This is a genomic window from Pseudomonas sp. TNT2022 ID1044 (assembly GCF_028656895.1).
Lineage (GTDB): Bacteria > Pseudomonadota > Gammaproteobacteria > Pseudomonadales > Pseudomonadaceae > Aquipseudomonas > Aquipseudomonas reinekei.
On the sequence record NZ_JAMDHB010000009.1, the window covers coordinates 312201 to 331599 of the forward strand.

At 59.6% G+C, this 19399-nt stretch carries 17 protein-coding genes; 6 read left to right on the plus strand and 11 right to left on the minus strand.

The genetic code is table 11. The features are described from left to right. Window positions 1-11: 11 nt before the first annotated feature. Complete coding sequence (locus M5G20_RS14385; RefSeq protein WP_273919605.1) at window positions 12-374, minus strand: NUDIX hydrolase; 363 nt, start codon at window positions 372-374, stop codon at window positions 12-14. 217 nt (window positions 375-591) lie between these two features. On the opposite strand from M5G20_RS14385, the gene M5G20_RS14390 reads away from it, so the two are divergent. Next, a complete protein-coding gene (locus tag M5G20_RS14390; RefSeq protein WP_273919606.1) occupies window positions 592-783 on the plus strand; it encodes a DUF2188 domain-containing protein in 192 nt (63 codons plus the stop codon). A 64-nt stretch (window positions 784-847) separates the two neighbouring features. On the opposite strand, the gene M5G20_RS14395 is transcribed toward M5G20_RS14390, so the two are convergent. Continuing rightward, window positions 848-1081, minus strand: a complete 234-nt coding sequence (locus M5G20_RS14395; protein WP_273919607.1) for a hypothetical protein — start codon at window positions 1079-1081, stop codon at window positions 848-850. A 246-nt stretch (window positions 1082-1327) separates the two neighbouring features. Here M5G20_RS14395 and M5G20_RS14400 point away from each other — a divergent pair, with 246 nt between their 5' ends. Beyond that, window positions 1328-1669, plus strand: coding sequence for a hypothetical protein (locus tag M5G20_RS14400; protein ID WP_273919608.1), 342 nt, complete (start codon window positions 1328-1330; stop codon window positions 1667-1669). 3 nt (window positions 1670-1672) lie between these two features. Here the strand turns inward: M5G20_RS14400 and M5G20_RS14405 are convergent, their stop codons facing one another. Beyond that, window positions 1673-2242, minus strand: coding sequence for an RrF2 family transcriptional regulator (locus tag M5G20_RS14405; protein ID WP_273919609.1), 570 nt, complete (start codon window positions 2240-2242; stop codon window positions 1673-1675). Window positions 2243-2535: 293 nt separating this feature from the next. Between M5G20_RS14405 and M5G20_RS14410 the strand changes: the two genes are divergently transcribed. From M5G20_RS14410 to M5G20_RS14425, 4 genes are all read left to right on the plus strand, one after another. Next, entirely contained in the window at window positions 2536-3738 is a 1203-nt protein-coding gene (locus tag M5G20_RS14410; RefSeq protein ID WP_273919610.1) for an NAD(P)/FAD-dependent oxidoreductase, read from the plus strand. Window positions 3739-3909: 171 nt separating this feature from the next. Further along, the gene (locus M5G20_RS14415; RefSeq protein ID WP_273919611.1) at window positions 3910-5199 is read left to right on the plus strand and encodes an NAD(P)/FAD-dependent oxidoreductase; all 1290 of its coding nucleotides are present in this window, start codon (window positions 3910-3912) and stop codon (window positions 5197-5199) included. A gap of 25 nt (window positions 5200-5224) precedes the next feature. After that, entirely contained in the window at window positions 5225-5779 is a 555-nt protein-coding gene (locus tag M5G20_RS14420) for a helix-turn-helix domain-containing protein (protein ID WP_075949382.1), read from the plus strand. Between the two features lie 21 nt (window positions 5780-5800). Continuing rightward, complete coding sequence (locus tag M5G20_RS14425; RefSeq protein ID WP_273919612.1) at window positions 5801-7147, plus strand: glutamine synthetase family protein; 1347 nt, start codon at window positions 5801-5803, stop codon at window positions 7145-7147. A gap of 229 nt (window positions 7148-7376) precedes the next feature. Here M5G20_RS14425 and tssA read toward each other — a convergent pair whose 3' ends face one another. From tssA to tssJ, 8 genes are all read right to left on the minus strand, one after another. Further along, entirely contained in the window at window positions 7377-8474 is a 1098-nt protein-coding gene (gene tssA, locus M5G20_RS14430) for a type VI secretion system protein TssA (protein ID WP_273919613.1), read from the minus strand. Between the two features lie 94 nt (window positions 8475-8568). Then, a complete protein-coding gene (locus tag M5G20_RS14435) occupies window positions 8569-9087 on the minus strand; it encodes an Hcp family type VI secretion system effector (RefSeq protein ID WP_075949379.1) in 519 nt (172 codons plus the stop codon). A gap of 150 nt (window positions 9088-9237) precedes the next feature. Next, window positions 9238-11718, minus strand: a complete 2481-nt coding sequence (tssM, locus tag M5G20_RS14440; protein ID WP_273919614.1) for a type VI secretion system membrane subunit TssM — start codon at window positions 11716-11718, stop codon at window positions 9238-9240. Beyond that, complete coding sequence (gene tagF / locus M5G20_RS14445) at window positions 11715-12641, minus strand: type VI secretion system-associated protein TagF (protein WP_273919615.1); 927 nt, start codon at window positions 12639-12641, stop codon at window positions 11715-11717. The genes tssM and tagF overlap by 4 nt, the downstream gene beginning before the upstream one ends. Window positions 12642-12672: 31 nt before the next feature. After that, the gene (locus M5G20_RS14450; RefSeq protein ID WP_273919616.1) at window positions 12673-16545 is read right to left on the minus strand and encodes a type VI secretion protein IcmF/TssM N-terminal domain-containing protein; all 3873 of its coding nucleotides are present in this window, start codon (window positions 16543-16545) and stop codon (window positions 12673-12675) included. Between the two features lie 30 nt (window positions 16546-16575). After that, on the minus strand, window positions 16576-17289 hold the full coding sequence (icmH, locus tag M5G20_RS14455; RefSeq protein ID WP_273919617.1) for a type IVB secretion system protein IcmH/DotU: 714 nt from the start codon (window positions 17287-17289) through the stop codon (window positions 16576-16578). Next, window positions 17286-18629, minus strand: a complete 1344-nt coding sequence (gene tssK, locus M5G20_RS14460) for a type VI secretion system baseplate subunit TssK (RefSeq protein WP_034150984.1) — start codon at window positions 18627-18629, stop codon at window positions 17286-17288. Before tssK ends, icmH begins: the two co-directional genes overlap by 4 nt. Beyond that, window positions 18626-19381 (minus strand): type VI secretion system lipoprotein TssJ, encoded by a 756-nt coding sequence (gene tssJ, locus M5G20_RS14465; RefSeq protein ID WP_273919618.1) that lies wholly within the window; start codon window positions 19379-19381, stop codon window positions 18626-18628. Before tssJ ends, tssK begins: the two co-directional genes overlap by 4 nt. Window positions 19382-19399: the final 18 nt, after the last annotated feature.

The following is a 19399-nucleotide window of genomic DNA, read 5'->3' on the forward strand; positions in this document are numbered from 1 at the left end:
CAATCGATGGGTTACAAGCGACGCTGAAAGGCTCTGACGATTCTGAGCGTGGCGTCGCTGGTGTCAAGGTTGTGTACGGCATCCAGTGGAAACCAGATGCAGTCGAAGATTTCGTTTTGTGGCCGGGCTTCATTCAGGTTCACCACTGAGGCTTCGTAGACGTGGTGGCGGGTGCCTGCCGTTTCCATCTCCATGAGGTACAGCATCTCATCGCTCTCGAGCCCGGTTTCTTCCTGGAGCTCGCGCTGGGCGGCTTCTGGCACCGTTTCACCGGGTTCGACCTTTCCGCCAGGCAATGCCCAGCGACATCTCGGCTTGCGCACCAGGAGAATGTGTCGGTCCTGCTCGCAAATGACGGTTGCGCGTACTTTCATGTGTTACCCGATTGTTGCCTGCCACAAAACAGAAATAAAAATGCAATATTCAAGCCGTGCGCATTTTGCCTCTCTTCGGGAAGTTGGAGGGCTCTAAAAGTGTAAAAGTGCATTTGAATGGAGTAATTCGAGACGACGTCTGGTCGGCACTCTCGCGGCAGGTGGGTGTAAGGTAGAAGCGTTAACTCTGGATATCACTGCCGAAATGGAGGTGACTATGAGCGTTCCGATGTTGAACAGAATGCACATGAACGGTTATGACGTACTCAGCGTAAACAACGGCCCATGGCGCGTCTGCACCAAAGGTGACCGGCTGGCATCATTTGCCAGCCGAGAAGAAGCCTTGGCATTTGCGGCGTCTCTTCCCGGTTACCGATCGAAGCCGAGCAAGCAGGCGAACAGTCAGTAAGGGCCTATAGCGCACGCAAAAGCCCCGGCATGCCGGGGCTTTTCGTTGTGTCCGGTGAAAGGTCTCACTTGTTGCGAGTGATGGTCTTGGCTTTCACTTCCTCGGCGTACGCCGACAAGCGTTTTTCGTCGCCTTGAAACAGGTCGCACAGGCGCTTGACGGCTTCTGCATCGACATCGTTACCGGTCAGGCGCAATTGCTCCGCGATGCGCAACAGTTCCACTGCCGACCATCGCAGGTCTGATGCCAGCCCTTGCAGATCACGCCGAAGCGCTTGTTCGCTTTCGTTAAGCCACATGATGTTCTCCTGAAACGCAGTGCTACGAAAGATTAGACCCATTACTGACACGAGGCGTTGTATTCGTCTGCTTCTGCGCCGCTTCCTTTGGTCGGGAAATTTGCGCGAACGGAAAAATTCGCTGTCGTAGTCACGTAGCGATCTTGCAAATGGCGATCACAGCACCATCGTCTAAGGCGCGACGCCAAAAATGGCTGCCGGGGTGGGGACAGGCTACATTTCATGTTTTCAGGATAAGGATGCTTTATGCAGAGTCGCATGTGGTTGGGGGGTGTGGTTTTGGCGTTGATGGGGGGATGTTCGTTGCCGGCGTCTGTAGTGCCCGGCGAACCGAATGTCAGCAAGTACAGTGAGAAAGCACCCAAGGACTATGCCGCGTGCGTATTGCCGATGTGGCAGAAAGAAGTTTCCAACAGTACTCAAGCGTCGATTTCCAATGGCTACCGGATCACCGCGCCCAGCATCATCACGGCCGATGAGGTTCTGGATATCGTGAAGTCGAAGGACGGTAGCCGGGTGTCGCTGTATCAAGGGCCGCCCTGGGCGAAATCCGGCGCACTGCGCGATGCAGTGCGTGACTGCCTGTAGTCTTCAGCCGGAAATGTCCGTGACCTGGATGAGTTGATCGTCGCTTGCCTGAGCGTTCGCTGTGCCTTTCTTTTCCCGGCGGTCATTCATCCAGTTGTCGACCTGCGCATTGAACTCGGCGGGCGCTTTGCGCGCGACCTTCCGGGCGATATCCAGAATGGTTTGCTGGGCAAGGGCGTCTTCCATGCGCTTTTGCGCCGTCATCATTGCGCCATGCACCGAGCAGTGGCCTTCAAGCGCCCAGTCGGGAGCTTCACCTTCAAATAACGCGCAGCGACCGCGAATCTCCCGGCATTCAAAAATGGCCTTGCGCCCATCGATGGCGTTGACGATATCCAGTAGCGAGATCTCGTCGGCTGGTCGCGCCAACTTGAAGCCCCCCCGCACACCCTCGGTGGCGACCACCAGTTTTGCCTTGGCCAGTTTGGTGAAGATTTTTGCCAGATAGTCCAGGGGCACGCCCTGCAGTTGCGCAAGGTCGCGCACGCTCGCTTCACGGGTATCGCCGCAATTACCCACCAGGAAAATCAGGCAGTGAATGCCGTACTCGACACCTGCGCTGTAAAGAGACATCTCGATCTCCGACTAATGTTGTCGCAAATATTAACAGCTGATGACCGACCATACAACGCGCCGAAGCGCTTTTGAATTTTTCCGATAACTGCGCTGAAGCTATCGGTTTCAGAGGGTTTTGCCGGTGTATCGATTTGATCGATTGCAAGCATTTGAAAAAATCTGTTGCGGCTTTTAACTAGGACAAATAGAGTCGCCGTTGTCAGGTCGGGAGCCAAGCGCTGCGTTCACAAGGACGAGCACACCAATCCCCTGATCATTCAACGAATTTCAATGCCTCTCTGGAGCGACAAATGAAACAGCATATTTTGGTAATCGGCGCAGGTTTCGGTGGCATGTGGACCGCTTTGAGCGCCACGCGTCTGTTCGACATTCATGGTCACGATGACGTTGAAGTGACCGTGCTGGCTCCGCAGGCCGAACTGCGTGTGCGTCCGCGCTTCTACGAGCCGAATGCCCACCAGCTGGCCGCTCCGATTGGCGAACTGTTCGATGCGGTCGGTGTGAAGTTCATCAAGGGCGCCGCCGAAACCATCGACGTCGCGCAAAAGCGTGTTGGCTACATCGACGCGGCGGGCGAAAAACAGGTCGCCATCTACGACAAACTCGTTCTGGCCACCGGCAGTCGTCTGGCCGTGCCTGGTACCCCGGGTGTGGCTGAGCATGCGTTCGATGTCGACCAGATCGAGCAGGCCGTGCGCCTGGAAAACCACCTCAAGTCCCTGGTCAACCAGCCAGAAAGCCCGGCGCGCAATACCGTCGTGGTGGCCGGCGGCGGTTTCACCGGCATCGAAACGGCGACTGAAATGCCGACTCGCCTGCGTGCCATCCTGGGTGATCGTGCGGACATCAACGTGATCATCGTGGATCGCGGTAATAAGGTCGGCGGTTCCATGGGGCCGCAAATCGCCGAGAAAATCGCTGAGGCCAGCACTGAAACCGGCGTGAAATGGCACCTGAACGCTTCGGTTGTCGCTGTTGATGAACAGGGCGTGACGTTGTCCGACGGCCAGCGCATCGAGGCCAGCACCGTGGTCTGGACGACCGGCGTACGTGCCAGTTCACTGACCGAGCAGATCCCCGCCGAGCGCGATCATCTGGGACGTCTGCATGTTGATGCGCATCTGAAAGTCATCGGGCTGGACGATGTCTATGCCACGGGTGATGTTGCCTACGCGGCCACTGATGACATGGGCAACCATGCGTTGATGACGTGTCAGCACGCCATTGTGTTGGGGCGTCATGCGGGCAATAACGTTGCGGCGCAAATTCTGGGTGTCGAACCGACGCCGTATCGTCAGCCGAAGTATGTAACGTGTCTGGATCTGGGGGCTTGGGGGGCGGTTTATACCGAGGGTTGGGATCGTCAGGTCAAGTTGATCGGGCAGGAGGGTAAGGAACTCAAGACGCAGATCAACACTGTCTGGATTTACCCGCCGGTGGCTGATCGTGCAGTGGCGTGGGCGGCGGCGGATCCTTTGATTCCGATTGCGTGATTTTCTGGTTTTTTGATTGATATGAGTCCTGCCCGGGATTGCCTGGGCGGGATTTTTTTTGCGTTTTGGTTTGTGTACCTATCCGTGCTGCGCTGACGACACCATTGCCCATATGAAATTCGTCGTGTATTTTTTCATGAAATTAAAACTATAAAATTTCACGGAGCCGGTATGTTTCAGCAATCCACCCAACACATCGCCAGCTATTACGCCCATACCTGTGCGGATCAGTTGCCCAATCGACCGGCTCTTGAAGGCGAAGAAACCACTGAAATACTGATTATCGGTGCCGGTTTCAGTGGCCTGCACACCGCATTACGTCTGGCCCTGGCGGGCAAGCGCGTGACGTTGCTGGAAGCCAGCCGAGTGGCCTGGGCTGCATCAGGACGCAACGGTGGCCAGGCCATTCTCGGCTGGTCATGCGACATGCCGCCGCTGGAAGCCGCGTTGGGTTACCAGCGCGCGCGGCAGTTGTGGGAAGGGATGCGTTGGGCAGCGCGGGAGTTGCGGGATTTACCGGGACGCCATGGCTTCGATTGCGACTATCGGCCCGGGCACTTGTGGACCTCGGTGATGCCGCGCCGGGTCAGTCTGCTCACCGAATGGCAGCACGAAGCCAGCCACAAATGGGGTCACGACGGTTTGCAGTTCATCCCCCGGGACCAGTTGCCCGACTGGGTTGCCAGCGAGCGCTATCAGGCGGGGTTGTTTGATCCCGAGGGCGGGCATTTGAATCCGCTGAAGCTGGCGTTGGGGCTGGCCGCTGCGATTGAGCGTGCCGGCGGGGTGATTCATGAACAGAGCAAGGCACTGGATTATCGCGAGGAGGCAGGCGGGTACGTGGTGACCACCGAGCGCGGTCACATCCGCGCGGATGTGCTGGTGCTGGCTTGCAATGCCTACCTTGATCGCCTTGATCCACAACTCGCGAGTTGTGTGTTGCCCGTCGGCACGTACCAGGTGGCCACCGCTGAGCTGACCGAGGCACAGGCCACGGCGTTGCTGCCGGGCAATGTGTGTGTCACTGACAACCAGTTCGTGCTCGATTATTTCCGTCGCACGCCGGACAACCGGTTGTTGTTCGGCGGTGGTTGCACCTACCTCGGCGGCATGCCGAAGGACATCGCCGGTGCCACCCGGCCGTGTCTGGAACGCGTATTCCCGCAATTGAAAGGCGTAGAGCTGGAATTCGCCTGGGGCGGGCACATCGACCTGACCCTCAAGCGCACGCCCGACATCGGCCGGCGCGGCGACCTTTACTGGATGCAGGGCTACTCCGGGCACGGTGTGCTGCCGACCCTGGCCGGGGCGCGGGCGGTGTCCGATGCGATACTCGGCCAGCAGGATGAACTGGCGTTGTACCAGGGTTTGACCAACGGCAGCTTTCCCGGCGGCAAGTACATGGCCGCTCCGCTGGAAGCCATCGGCAAAGCCTGGTATCGGCTGCGCGACAGCATTTGAAACGAGAATTTGCGGAAGCCTATAGATGGACATGCAAGAAGAAATTTCGGCGCTGGCGATCCTGATTCAGGACCTGCGCAAACACAAGAAATACACCCTCAAGGAACTGGCGGACAAAATCGGCCGGTCGGTGGGGTTTCTGTCGCAGGTCGAGCGCGGCTTGTCCCGTCCAACGGTCGCCGACCTGACGGCCATCAGCGAAACCCTCGGCGTGCCCACCACCTATTTCTACAGCCTGCCCAAGCCCATGGCCTTGCCTTGGGTGACGCGGCCGGATGAGCGGCGCACGTTGTACTACGCCGACGGCATCACCGACATCATGGTTTCACCGAAAATGCGCGCGTCCTTTTCGATGCTGGAGAGCCAGCTGGAACCGGGTGCGAGCAGTGGTGACCGGCACATGAAAGACAGCTCGGAGCAGGGCGGCTACGTCCTCGAAGGGCAGTTGACGTTGTGGCTGGATGACGACGAGCCGGTGACTCTGCACGCCGGCGACAGCTTTCAACTCGCCAGTCATGCCCATTGCCGTTACGGCAACCTGTCAGACCAACTCACCCGCGTGCTCTGGGTTTACACCTGATAAAAAACAAGGATCAGAATGATGGATGCTGTGTGCTCTGAACTGCTGGCCGAAGTGCGCGGGTTTCGTCAGCGCAATCCCGATGTGCGTTACGTCGACCTGATTTCCCTGGACATCCCGGGCCATTTCTATGGCAAGCGCTACCCGATCGAAATGCTCGAAAAAGTCGCCGCCGGCAGTGCGCTCAAGTTGCCGCAAAACTGTGTGTTGCTTGGCACTCAGGGCGGGCTGTTCAAGATTGGTGACTATTGCTTCAACGACGGCGACCCGGATGCGCTGCGTCGCCTGGTGCCGGGCACGCTCAAGTTGGTGAGCTGGGAGAAACAGCCACTGGGGCAAATGCTCATCACCTCCGATGGCACAGAAAAGCCGATCGTCTTCGAGCCGCGTGAAGTGTTGGCGCAAGTGCTGGACCGACTCAAACGCAAAGGCATTTTCCCGGTGGTGGCGTTCGAGCTGGAGTTCTATCTGTTCGACAGCCAGTTGCGTGATGGTTTGCCGCAGTTTGCCCGCGATCCGTTGACGGGTGATGCCGATGACCAGCCAAACATGCACATCGAACGCCTGTCGCGGTTTGCCCCGGTGCTCGATGAAATGGTCGAGACCGCGCGGGCGCAGGGTATCGATGCCACGGTAATCACCGCCGAGTTGGGGCCGGGCCAGTTTGAAATCAATTTTGGCCACTCGGATGACGGCCTGCGCGCCGCCGACTGGGCCGCCCTGTTTTGCCGCAGCACCCGTGGCGTGGCGCTCAAGCACAACTACCGCGCCAGTTTCATGGCCAAGCCGTACTTGCAGCACCCTGGCAGCGGCATGCATGTGCATGTGAGCCTGTACGACAAGGCCGGAAATAACCTGTTGGCGGTGAACGGCCAGCAGGCATTGCGCCATGCCGTGGCCGGTTGCCTGGATGTATTGCCGCACTGCATGCCGATTTTCGCACCGAACCACAATGCCCTGCGCCGTCTGAGCGGCACGGTGAACGTCGCATCGCGCGCCAGTTGGGGCTTTGAAGACCGTGATGCGTGCCTGCGCGTGCCGGACTCGGACGCGAAAAACCTGCGGATCGAACACCGTCTGTCCGGCGCTGATGCCAATCCATACCTGGTGCTTGCGGCCATTCTGGTGGGCCTGGAGCAGGGGCTGGAAGGGGAGTGCGAGCCGATTGCACCGCTGAACGAAGACCGCAGCAGTGGCATCGATTTCCCGCTGGAAATGCTCGAGGCCGTGCACTCGATGCAAAATCACTCGCCACTACGCGAAGGATTGGGTGCGGAGTTCGTGGATGTCTATTGCGAGAACAAGCGTCAGGACCACCTGGCCTTCCTGCACGACATCAGTGCGAGGGAGTATCGCTGGTTCCTATAGTTAAGGAGGATTCCAGGTTAACCCTAAAAAATATCTGGATATTTAATGGGTTAGGCTTTTTAGTAACTGGCTGGTTAAACAAAATATCTTGTTACAGCGCGAAACATTGCGTAATATCCGCGCCGCGTTCACCACCACGGTTTATGCATTTTTAAGTCCCGGGCGTCCATCAGCTGCCCGGGATTTTTTTTGCCCGCCATTTTTGTGTCGTGCGAGCTTCGGGGCCGAATCAGGACTTCGCTTCCTTGGTCCCCAGCACGTCGCGGATGTTATCCACCACATTGCTGTCCTTGATGACATCGTTGAGCCAACCTTCCAGCGGCATGTTGCCCCATTTGATCGCGCGTTCGATCAGGTAAGGGACGGGACTCTGCGGCTCGGTCTGCTTGAAGAACTGCGCGATCCCCGCCAGCAGGGTGAACGCCTCGTCGCGGGTCTGGGGCGTGGTGCGCAACGGCGTGACGGGAATGTCTTGCTGGGTCTGGGTCATTGCAGCACCTGTGGGTTGTGCGCCAGCGCTTTCGGAGACGGTCGGGGCAGGCGCGACTGGGGTCGGGTTCAGTTCGATCCCTCGATCCTTGAGCAGTTTCTCAGCCAGTTGGCCGGCACGGGACAACACGTCATGGAGCCCGGCAAAGCTTGGCGCGTCATGGCCGAAGAGCCGGTCAGCGGTGCTCTGCAATTGCTGGCAGGCGCTCAGGCTGGCGGCAATTTCGCCGGCTTTGCGGCGCAGGTGATCCGAGTCGGTCAGCACCACCGAGCGCTGGAACGCCTCGGCGTTGATCTTGCCTTCGTCAAGGGCGGCGCGCATGGCCTGCGGGCTTTGCAGGGCCAGGTTTTCGACATGCCGGGACTCGTCATAACGAAGCAAACCGTATTGCTGGCCCTGGGTGATGGGCAGACCGCCGACGACATCGGCGAGCGTCGTCTTCATCCACGCCAGGCGGGCCGCGCGCTCATCGACGCCGTCTTCGAGGGACGGAAACAGGTCGGCCCAGAAAGAGTCCAGAATGCGTTCGGCTAGCGTCAGGCCAAAGGTGATACCGCTGAAGTGGTACTTGTGCGCCAGCCCTTCGCTGAGCCAGGCGACAAGCATCAGGTCCTTGCTCTGTCGAGCCAGGCCTTGGGCAGCCAGGGTGATGGTCAGATCCCAGTCAGAGGACTTCAGATCCGTTTGCCAGTCACCCTGGGTCAAATAATCGGGGTCTGCTCGCCGCGCTTCTTTCACCTGATCGAACAAGGCGGAAAAGCTCAAGTCTTCGCCGCTCCCCTCATTGATGGGCGCGGTCAGTTCGGCCAGCGAAAGGTCGTTGAGAAATTCAGACATAGGAAACTCTGATCAAAATAAAAGAACACCGTGCCTGCCCGGCAGGCACGGTGCTGAAAACGAGCCGCCGGAGCGGCCCGTCATTGCCACGGTGTTATGCGAAAACCTTGTTGGCAGTGCGATCCCAACCACCGGTGACGTTGCCGCCGCCCTGGCCATCGGCACGGCTCTGCTGGGTGTAGGTGGTTTTGATGCGGGCAAAGTTGAAGCTGATTTCTTCGATCGGCAGGTCGCCAACCGATTTGTCTTCACCGTTCTGGCTGCCACCGGCGACCGCTTTGACCGAAGACACCACGACTTCTTCCAGGTTGATGGTCAGGTAGGTCACCTTGTCACCACCAGCGCGGTTCACATTCAGCTGGATCTTGGCGATGTGCGTGCCTTTGCAGCAGGCTTCGAACAGCTTGGCAGAAGCCTTGTCCACGGCTTTGCGAATGCTGAAGTCGCTCAGCGCTACACGCTCCGACGAAGCACCACCCGACGAACTGGCCGTCGCGGAAGTGGCCTGGGTTGCGCCGTACTCGTAGCCCAACACTTCGATCCAATCCTTGTGTTTTTCGTCCAGTACTTCACCTGGAATGCCGTCGATCTGGATGTATGCGTCAAATGCCATTTTTAGTTTCTCCTTACCTTCATTTAAAGGTTGTCACCTGCAAACAGATCACAGCCCTTCGTTTAACCTCTTTGAAACAATCAAGAGAGGTGTGTTACGCCAACTCGGGACTGGCCCGAGTGGCGGTTTTTCTTCATTGCACGTAGCGTCTCAATTGAGTGCCCGCACTTCGATTTCTACCCGCCGGTTGGGTTCCAGGCAGTGAATCAGTTGAGCCCTTGGTTGCTGCATATCGCACTTGACCAAAGGCTTGTTGCTGCCTTCGCCGACCGCCTCTACCAGCTCACCGGGGACGCCTTTGCCCACCAGATACGTCTTGATGGTTTGTGCCCGTTGCCTGGAAACCTGCAGGTTGCCCTGCGGATCGCCGAGTTGATCAGCGTGGCCGGCAATGATGATTTTTCCGATGTTGGGCGTGCTGAGCAGCTTGCCGGCAATCGCGCTGAGTTGGCTTTGCCCCTCAGTCTTGAGGCTCTGGAAGTCGGCACGGGCAAAGGCGAACAGGGTGTCCGACTCCAGCGTGATGGTCTCGATCGAGCGCAACGACTGCGTGAGCAGACTGTTGATGTAGTTGCGCGAGCTGGAGATCAGGAACGCGTTGTCGAGGATCCGCGGCACGTCCGGCTCGTGAATCTGATCGCTGTAGAAATTGATCTGCCGGCTGGCGAACTCATAGTCCTGAGGGGTGGCGGTGACGGCGGCGCTGCCGACCTGGCGGGCAATTGCCGGATACCAGTAATCCGGGATTTTCGCTTTCAGGAACGCCGGGTCGGCCTTGTCCCGTTGCGCACGCGACAGCATGACGTAGGTGTCCAGCGTTGCCTTGCCGAACGCGGCAATGGATTGTGCGCGGTTGTCGTTCGGCAACGCCTTGGGCTCGACGCTGTCCACGCCGGTCACCGCCATTAACTCTTTGGCATTGCGCTGATAGACCTTCAGCGTGGTCAGCAAATACAGCGAGCGGGTCAGGTTGTCGGCCGTGGGTTTGAGCATCACGGTTTCCAGCCGCTCGAAATACTGGCTGCGCAACATTGGCTCGACCTTATGACCCTGGTAAAGCCCGAGGCGCATGCGCAGTGGCACGCCTTCGTCATGATGTCGGGCGTAGTAATGCGCGGTCCAGAAGCGCAGACGATCGAGGGTCTGCCAATCGGTGTATTGGCCGGTGACCGAGTGATCGTCGGCAGCGGCCTGGGTCAGCTCTGTCGAGAGGGTTTGCAGGGTGTTGCGGTTGTTGATGTACGACCAGCCGAGCAGGCTGCACAGCAGCACCGCAACCAGGCCGGCACCGCCGATCCATGCCGCTTTGCGCCGACGCTCACGATGGTTGGTGGTGTACAGCGCCACCAGATGTTGGTCGGGAATGATGACTTTGCGGAACAGGCTGTTGATGAACAACGGGCGCGCTTGCGCGTTGCCGCTGGCGATCTCCAGATCCCGTTCGAGCGAGAAGCGCTCTGTCACCTGGCGTGCGTGTCCACCCATTTCCGGTTGGTCGGCATCGAGGGCGCTGGTGAAATAGAAGCCGCGCAGCAGTTCTGCATTTTGATAAGGATTGGCCCGCAGCAGCGCATCGACGAACAGTTGCAGCCGTGGCTTGAGCGCCGCCAGTTCCAGCGGGAAGCGATATACCGCCGAATCCTGACGGGTGATCTGGATGTCCTGCGTCACCAACTGCTGGCTCGCCACCTGTTGCCAGTAGCCGACCAACTCGTCCATTGCGACGCCGAAGCGCTGGCCCCAATCGGCCTGCTCGTAACCTTTGTGGGAAAAGGTCTTGCCCATGACTTCGCCGCGCGCGGTTTCATCCAGCTGGCGATAGAAGGGGGCGAAACCCGGGACCAGGTCGCACTTGGTGAACACCAGGTAGACCGGCAGTCGCACTTCCAGCAGGGCATGGGTTTCCTGAATGCGTTCGCGCAGGCGCTTGGCGATACGTTCCTGATCCTCCAGCGAGGATTGCAGGATGTCGTGGATGCTGACGGTGACGATCAGGCCATTGAGTGGCCGGCGCTGGCGATGCTGGCGCAGCAGCTGAAGGAAGGCCCGCCATTTGCCGGCCTCTTCCTGGTTATTCATGTAGCGGCCGGCGGTGTCCAGCAGGACCGCTTCGGAGCTGAAGAACCAGTCGCAGTTGCGCGTGCCACCCAGGCCCGCGACCCGCACGCCCTCGCGTTCGGCGTAGGGGAAATTCAGACCCGACTGATAAAGCATGGTGCTTTTACCGGCCGCAGGCTGCCCGACCACCAGGTACCAGGGCAGGGCATACAGCGCATCTTTGGCGTTGCTGCCACGGGGCTTGTTGTTGTGCAAGCGTTCAATGCTCTGCAGCAGCCGCTCGCGCAGCAGGCTGACCTCTTCGCGATCGGCCGGGCTCGCGTTCAATACCGCCTGATCGGCATCTTCGCGCAGCAATCCTTCGAGATTGTGATGCCGGGACACGCCTCGATAAAGCAGCAAGACGTAGCTGGCCGACAGCCCCAGGAACACGCCAATGCCGGTCAGCAGGCTGTTGAGCGAACTGAAATCGAACGCCCGCCCGATGCCCCACACCACGAAGATCGTGAGGAAAAAGCACACCCCGAGAATGTAGGGTTGATAGCGCAAGAAGTAATACTTGATCTTGTTCATACGGACTTCGAATCCAGGGCATCGACAAAACGGTCGATAACGTCACCCAGAGGGCGGTCGATTTCGGGAAAGGCGTGTGTGCGGTGGTGCTCGTCGAAGGCTTCGAAAGAGGCCAGCACGTCGTAGCTTTGCGAACGCTCACTGATCCCCGTCAGCACGCGGTAGGCATCGCTGGTCTGGCGTGAGACAAAACAGATCAGCCTGGGACGCATGAAGTCGTCGGCCAGCAGGTTGACCTGTGGCACCGCGCGTTCAGGCGTCATATGCCTCAGCCAGGTGACCCACAAATCGGCGGTCGGATTCTTCAGGCCTCTTTCCGCCGGCAAGGGCAGGGCGATGCCGATCGGCGTCGGGTGAGACAGGTGCCGTCTGAGGGCCAGGAGCCGGGTCAGTACGGCGTTGGTGACGAACTCCGGGTAGGCACCTTCGAGCGCGGTACTGATGTCGCGCAGATTGAAATTCACCAGAAACTTGTCATGCACGCGCCGGAACAACTCGAAGTCCTGGCCTTGTAATGGGCGCAGGGCCTTGATGCGTTCGAACAGCACCGAAGTGCTTTCGCCCTGGACCGCCATGTGCAGCAAGGGCCTGATCTGCCCGCTGAACAGTTCGCCGAGGGTAAACGGATTGACCAGAGGCTCGGCCTCGCTGGCCTTGAGCGTCTGGAAAATGAAAAACGGATAGCGCCGCCCACTCGAATCTTTCGAGCTGATCAGCCCGCCCAGCAGCCAGTTGCCGCTGCGCGCGCGGTAGCTGAAAAAGCACAGCGGCAATGCGTCGAACAGTTCGCGCCAGTCTTCGCGGTGCTGCAAGGCGGCCAGCGCGCCTTGCAACCAGCCGTCGAACTCGCAGACGTCGTCGCCTGCACCTTGCAGGCTGACGAAGTCCGGGCTCGCGGGGACTTTGCCGAAGCAGCCGATCATTGGCCGGTTCCCTGATTCGAGAGGCGGCCTATCACAGCGGACGACCTTCTTTGGCGTTGAGCGCACTCAAGGCCTTGACGTTGCCCAGGTCCGTCAGCTTGACGCCACCGTAGTTGCGCACGGCGAGGCTGACCGGGCCGCTGCTGGTGTTCCAGCTGAAACGTTGTTGAATACCGTCCAGATCGCTGACCCGTGCGCTGTCGTTCATGCGCAGCAGGCCCCAGCGGCCCGGGTAGTCGAACACCGTTAGGCGCTCGCCGGTCAGGGTCACCACATCCAGGCGTGCGCCCGGCGTGGTGGTCGTGCCCGGCCACGAGAAGCGGCTCCAGCTGGTCTTGCCGTTACGGTAGTGCTGCACCTGGCCATCGAGGGTGAAGATGATGTCGGTCAGGCTGGCTGAGGGTTCGAGCATGATCTCGAAGCCGTTGTCGCGGTCCGACAGGCTGGCAATCACCTGGCCCAACGAGCTGGCCTTGTCGATGCTGTTGACCATGTTCGGGTTGACCAGCGGCGTTGCCTTACTGTCGCTGCTCATGCCCAGACCTTCGCCACCGGACAGGTTGCCGATTTCGTTACGCTTGAAGTTTGGCAGCAGGCCGGATTCCGGGTCGACGAAACGCTGCAGGTCCTTGACCGACGCTTCGTTGCGGCTGCCTGCCGCGATCGGATAACGGTGCGCCATGACCTGTTCCCACGGCTTGGCGATCTGCTGTGCCCAGGCTTTGGCAATCTGTTGGCCGGCAGGGTCACGCAAGGTTTCCCAGGCAAACTGGATCGGCAGGCTGAACAGGCCCTGCAACGCAGTGGACAAGCCGCCCTGACTGGTGTCGACGGTGGTCTCGACATAGTTGCGCACACTGGTCACTTCGCTTGGCAGCCCTTCAAGGGTTTCGCTGATCAGCTGCTTGCTGCTTTTACCGACATCCTGGGAGCGCTGGATGTTGTTCATCCGCACCTTGAGTTTGCGCAAGCCCGCCAGGTAGCGGTCCATGATCGTACTGTCGGCACCTTCGGCGTTTTGCACGGCGAACACCCGCGACACCGGCTCGAAGCGTTTGGCCAGGCTGCCGTCGTCAACCGCCGGCAATGGCGAAATCAGTGAGCGTGGCGATGCATTCTTGCCATCAAAAATGCCGCTGACACTGCTCCAGAATCCGTCATCGGGCTTGATGCCTGCCTGCAGGGTTTCGCGGGGGGCAGGGACATCCCACTGGGTGTTGTCATTGACCGCCGCCAGGAGGATCTTCACCGGCGAGTTCTGCACATCGCTGAGCAGCGACAGTTGTTGAGTCGCGTTGGCCATGTCCGTGAAGTGGCGAACGCCGACGCTGTCGATCAGGGTGTACCAGGCCTGGGTGTAATCGCGCTTGTAGCGCGCCATGAACTCACGGATGAAATTGGCCTTCTGCACAATGCTGTCGGCGCCTTCGCCGTCGAGCACCCAGTCCGATTCATTCTGCAGGTTGCCCGACACCAGTTTGATCAGCTCCGGCTTGACGAATTGCTCCCAGCCCTGACGCGTGAAAATCGCTGGGACCGCTTCTGTGCCGTACAGCAATTGACGGCCCGGCAAGGGCACCAGATCGCTCAGGCCCACTGCCGGAAACTGGCGACTCGATTCCAGTTGCAGGCGCAGGTATTCGCGGTCTACCAGCGAACTGGAAATCATGAACGACTTCAGGCTGTTGCGGGTTTCGCTGATCAGCTGCTCGTTGCGCGACAAGGTCGGCGCCTGACCACTCTTGAGCAATTGCACGTACGCCGGCGCATTGTCCTGAATCACCGCACTGCTGACCGCGTTGTCGGTGCTGGCGGTCTTGGCCCAGGCCACTGGCAGCGCCGCACTCACGAATTCCGGATCCGGATGGGTCGCAGGTTGGGTCAGCATCAGATACAACTTGAGTGCGTTGTACGATTCGATAATCGAAGCGACCTGGCGTTCATCGAGTCGGCCCAACATTTCTTCGGACAGCGAAAGCCCGCCGGTCGTCGCCGACAGTTCAGCGGCATCGCTCGCGGTAGCCGGGTTGCGCAGTGCTGTCAGTGCTTCGCCGCGAACCTTGTTTGCGGCGCCCCTGGCAGCCCCGTTCAAGCGACTGGCTACATCACCGGTACTGCGCGGCAGGTTGTTCAGGCGGGTTGGCAGTTTCTGCCCCTGCAAACGGGCTTTGGCTGAGCCGGCCTTGGCCGTCGCAGGCGCAAAGTTATTCTGCGGGTCCATGGTTTTGGCGAACTCATTGAACGCGCGCATCTGCAATTGCAGTTGCAGGGTGATCGGTTCCAGGGCCTGAGTGCGCAGTTGCTGCAAGTAGGCGGTCTGTGCGACGCGATAAACATCGTCACCCCGGTACAGGCCGGCGCCGAGTTGCAGCGGCACGCCTTTGGCGCGGTGCTTCTCTATAGTGGTGAGTTGCTCGCGCAGCAATTCCAGGCCGTGACCCGAGGCGAGTAACCGCACACTGTCCGGCGATTGTTGCAGTTCGGTCAGTTGCTCGCGCAGTGTCGCCAGCCACTGGCGGTTGTTCTGGAACGACAGGATCTGCCAGCCAATGAACGCCACACCCGCCAGCACCGCCAGACCCAGCAGGGCAGGGCTGGCGGATTTGTTCTTGCCGAACCGCGACTGGTAAACGGTCAAGTCGCGATCGGGGAAGATCACCCGACGGAACGTATCGGTGATGAAGTAGCTGCGGTCGCTGATCTTGCGGCCGGTGCTTGGCTCCGGTTGCCCCTGCTCCGGTTGCAGGGCGAACGACTCGGCCAGGTCGTCTTCATACACCTGGCTCAGTTGCTGATCGGTCTGCAAGGCGCTGGTGAAATACAGTCCCCTCAACAACAGTGGCGCGCCGCTACGACGGCTCTCGGCGAAGTGTTGGAGAAACTGCTCCAGCACGCCCGACAACTCGGCGAAATAGTTCGGGAAGTTCAGCAATGCACTGTTGGCATCGGCCCCCAACGCAATCATCTGCGCGTCGACGTGACGACGGATGTGGCCGTGCAGGTTGGCCAGCTTGGCGTCCAGCACCGGACGCAGGCCCTGGCTACGGATCTCGGACAAACCGAAGGTCATGCCCAGCGGTTGCTGGCGCTCGTTCAGGTCCAGGCCTTCGAACGCCTGGTTGAACCCCGGCAGTTGATCGGTCTTGCTCAGCATCAGGTAAATCGGTGGATTGGCCTCAAGGCAATCGTTGTATTCCTCGATACGCGAGACCAGTTGCGCGGCGAGCTCATTGCGCTTGGCCACGCTGCAGGCCAGCAGTTCCGGCAGGCTGACCACCAACACCAGGCCATTGACCGCGGCCTTGCTGCGCTGTTTTTTCAGCATGCGCAGGAAGGCGGCGAATTCGCTGGCCGACGGGTCGTCGCGCAGGTAACGGCCGGCCGTGTCGATCATCACGGCCTCGGGGCTGAAATACCAATCGCAGTGCTGCGTACCGCTTTCGGTGTCGTTGGCGCTGCTGGCAATGTTGGCGGACAGCCCCGAGCGGGTCAGCAACGAGGTCTTGCCCGCGGCCGACATGCCGATGACCAGATACCACGGCAAATCGTAAAGTGCCGACGAACCGCCGCCACCGGCCGAGCGATCGGCGCGCAGCATGGCGATGGCGTGCTTGAGGCGTTCGCGCAGCACTTGCTGGTCACGGAACTCACCGGCGCCTTTGAGCGACCGGTCAACTTCGATTTGCACCAGGTTTTCGAGGTTGTGTTCAGCCCGGATACGCTTGTACTGACGCAGCACAATGATCAGCAGGTAGAAGGCGCTGACGATCGCCATCGTCTCCAGCGCATAACCGCGCAGCCAACTCACGCGCGGGGCCGCGAACCAACTGACCGCCAGGCTTGCCAGCCACAGGACGGGGATGAGGAACCAAAAGCTTTTCAACAAACGCAATAATGTCTTCATGTCTTCCTGACTCGGTTACCTGACCTGTGCTCAGGCACTGAACAGCTGGCTGATTTGTTCGGACAACGCGGCTACATCCTTGCCCAGCAACCAGTCCAGCGTCAGGTAAACACCCACGCAGACCAGCGCAATCAGCGCCAGGTAGAGCCAGAGGGGGACTTCATGGCGCAGCATCTGCGAGACCTGGTCTGGCAGTGCCCAGTCGGGCGATAGCGCCTTGGGCGTCTTGCGAAAACGCGCGATGTCCTGACCCAGGGTGTTGGCCAGGTAACGCAGCTGGTCTTTTTGCCCAATGGTGAACTTGCCTTCGAAACCCAACGCCAGGCACAGGTGATACACCTCAAGTACATCGAGATTCTGTTTGACGTCGCCGCGCAACGAATCGATCTTCTCGTAAAAGCCTTCGCCGGCCAGGTGCACGCCGAAATAGCGGAACTGCAAAGGCTGCAATTCAAAGTGACGGCGCAATTCGTTTTCCTCTGAGCGCAATACGCTTTCATCGAGGAACGCACACAGGGCGTACTGGGTGTCCTTCACCTGCTCAACGCTGTAGTTGGCGCTGCGGGCATCCCGTTCCAGGGAATTGAAGAACGTGTCGACGCTCGCTTCAAAGGCGCTGACCGAGGTGACCTGGCGGCCCTTGCGCACGATCAGCGCCATGCTGATGAAGTCCTGCACCAGGTCTTTGAGCGTCGGTTTTTCACGGGCAGCCGCGACGGCGCCTTGCAGTACGGCTTCGGTCATTTGAGTACCGCCATCAGTTCAAGCTTGAGGTTGGTGAACGCGCTGGGCGCATAGAAAGAAATGGCCTGGGCACTCATCATTCGTTCGTAGACCCGGCCGTGGGGTTCGATGGAGAAGTAGTGATTGTCCAGTCGCACCGGAATCGCATTGGGCAGGCGGGTCGAGTGATTGAGCGTGACGCCCGGCATGGCGCTGTTGACCACCACTTCGATGTCCTCCGGCGAGCCGACCTTGAATGCCCGTGGCACCAGTTCCAGCAGGCTTGCGCCGGGCATGTCGGCGTGCACGGAAATGTAGAAATCCGCCTCCGCCAGCCGCGGGTCGTGCAGCTGTCCTTGCCAATACGACGGTTTGGTCTGGGTCAGGTTGATCACCACGCACTGGTTCGGCACCACGTTGTCGAGCAGCACGCGAATCATCTCGTCGAGCTTGACCAGCGAGGCCGCCGGATCGTGATGGTCGTATTCGGGAATGTCGTTGAGCTGGGTATCCAGTGAAAACGTCAGCAGGCCGCCGGCAAGTTCTGCCAGGAACAGATACAAACGCTCGGGGTGCAAACGCGGGTGCGCGAGCAGGTGCGCCAGGCTCGGATGGGCACGGTTGACCGTGTTCAGCAGCCAGAACAGGGTCACATCGCTTGAGCCAAATTCGGCGATCTGGTCCGCACGCTCGCGACGCCGGCCCGACAACGCCTTGCTCTTGGATTGCAAGGCGCCGAGCAAACGCTTGCCCAGCCCGATCAGGGTGTCATGGGTGCCCAGGTGCAGCGTCGGGTGCACAAAATGCCCGTCGAGGTTGAAACCGCCGATGTTGTTGCGCGACAGGCGGGCAATCGGGCACCAGGTGTAACCATCCAGATTATCGCCGTCGATCAGCATCACCACGTTCAGGCGCAGGCTGGTGATTTCGTTTTCCAGGTCGCCTTCATTGAGGTCCGGCAAGGTGTCGAACTGCTTGCGAAAGCGACGCCCGGTCTTTTGCTCCTGGCCGTCTTCGACGTAATTCAGGCCGAAGGGCTCAGGCAGTTTCAGCGCGGCGTAAACCTTCAGGTCGTTGCCCTTGAGCAGGTCTTTCAAGTCGCGGGCTGCCGGCAGCGGATCATGCTGCGGCGCGTCGAACAGGCTGCCGTCGGGAAACACCAGTTTCAGACGCTTGAGCTGCAGGGAACCGGTGGCGAGGGCTTCCTCGTCTACTTCCAGCAACTGCACGCCCCAGTGAAAGGGCGTGTTACGCAGCGTTGCCTGCGCCAGCTGATGCTGGTGGAACTCATCCTGATACTGGAAATGTTGTGGCAAAAGGAACATGCCTTCGGACCACATCACCCGGCTTTGCTTACTCATTGAGCGCCTTCCAAAAATGAATTCAATTTCGAGTCCAGCGCTTTTTGCGCGGAGCCGGCGGCCTCGTCCTGGGCTTTTTCGATCACGGCGTCCTGAACCCGTTGGGTCAGGGTCGGCTGGGCCGGTTGGTCGGGCAGGGCGGAGGCTTTGGCGAGTTGTTCTTCGCTCTTGGGTTTGTTCAGCACGTCGACGCCGCTGACGGCGGACACCGTGTTGTTGTCCACCAGCACACGCAGTCCGTTGGATGAGAACCAGATGCCGTCCTTGCGCAGGGAGTTAGCGTCAAACGCGACCTTCCAGCGGCTGTTCTCGTCAGTGCGGAAAAAAGCCGCGACGCCGACATAACCCGTGGCCTTGTTCAGCGGCCATTTGTCGACCTGGCCCATTCCTGGCAACAAGGTGATTTCGCGGTTCTCGATCAGGGTGTTGCCGAGTGCTTTTTGCGGGTCGTCCCACAATGAGTCCGCGTCAACCGACGAAAAGCGTTCAAGCGAAGTCAGTTGATAGACACGCAGCACCACGGACAGCGGTTGGCCGGCCGCGTCGGGATTGAGCTGGTTGCCGCCGTCGGACGTCAGGATGACTTTTTCGGTGTCATCGAACAGCATGTCGCCGGCCCATGTGTCGTCGACCCGTTTGCTGACCCGATCGGTCACGCCGCAAGCCGTCAGCGCCAGCATCACCGCCACCGCCGTCAGGCTTTTTGCCCATGCCGCCTTCGCGGAACGCTTCCCTGTATGTCTGTTATCCATGACCACTACCTGTAAATG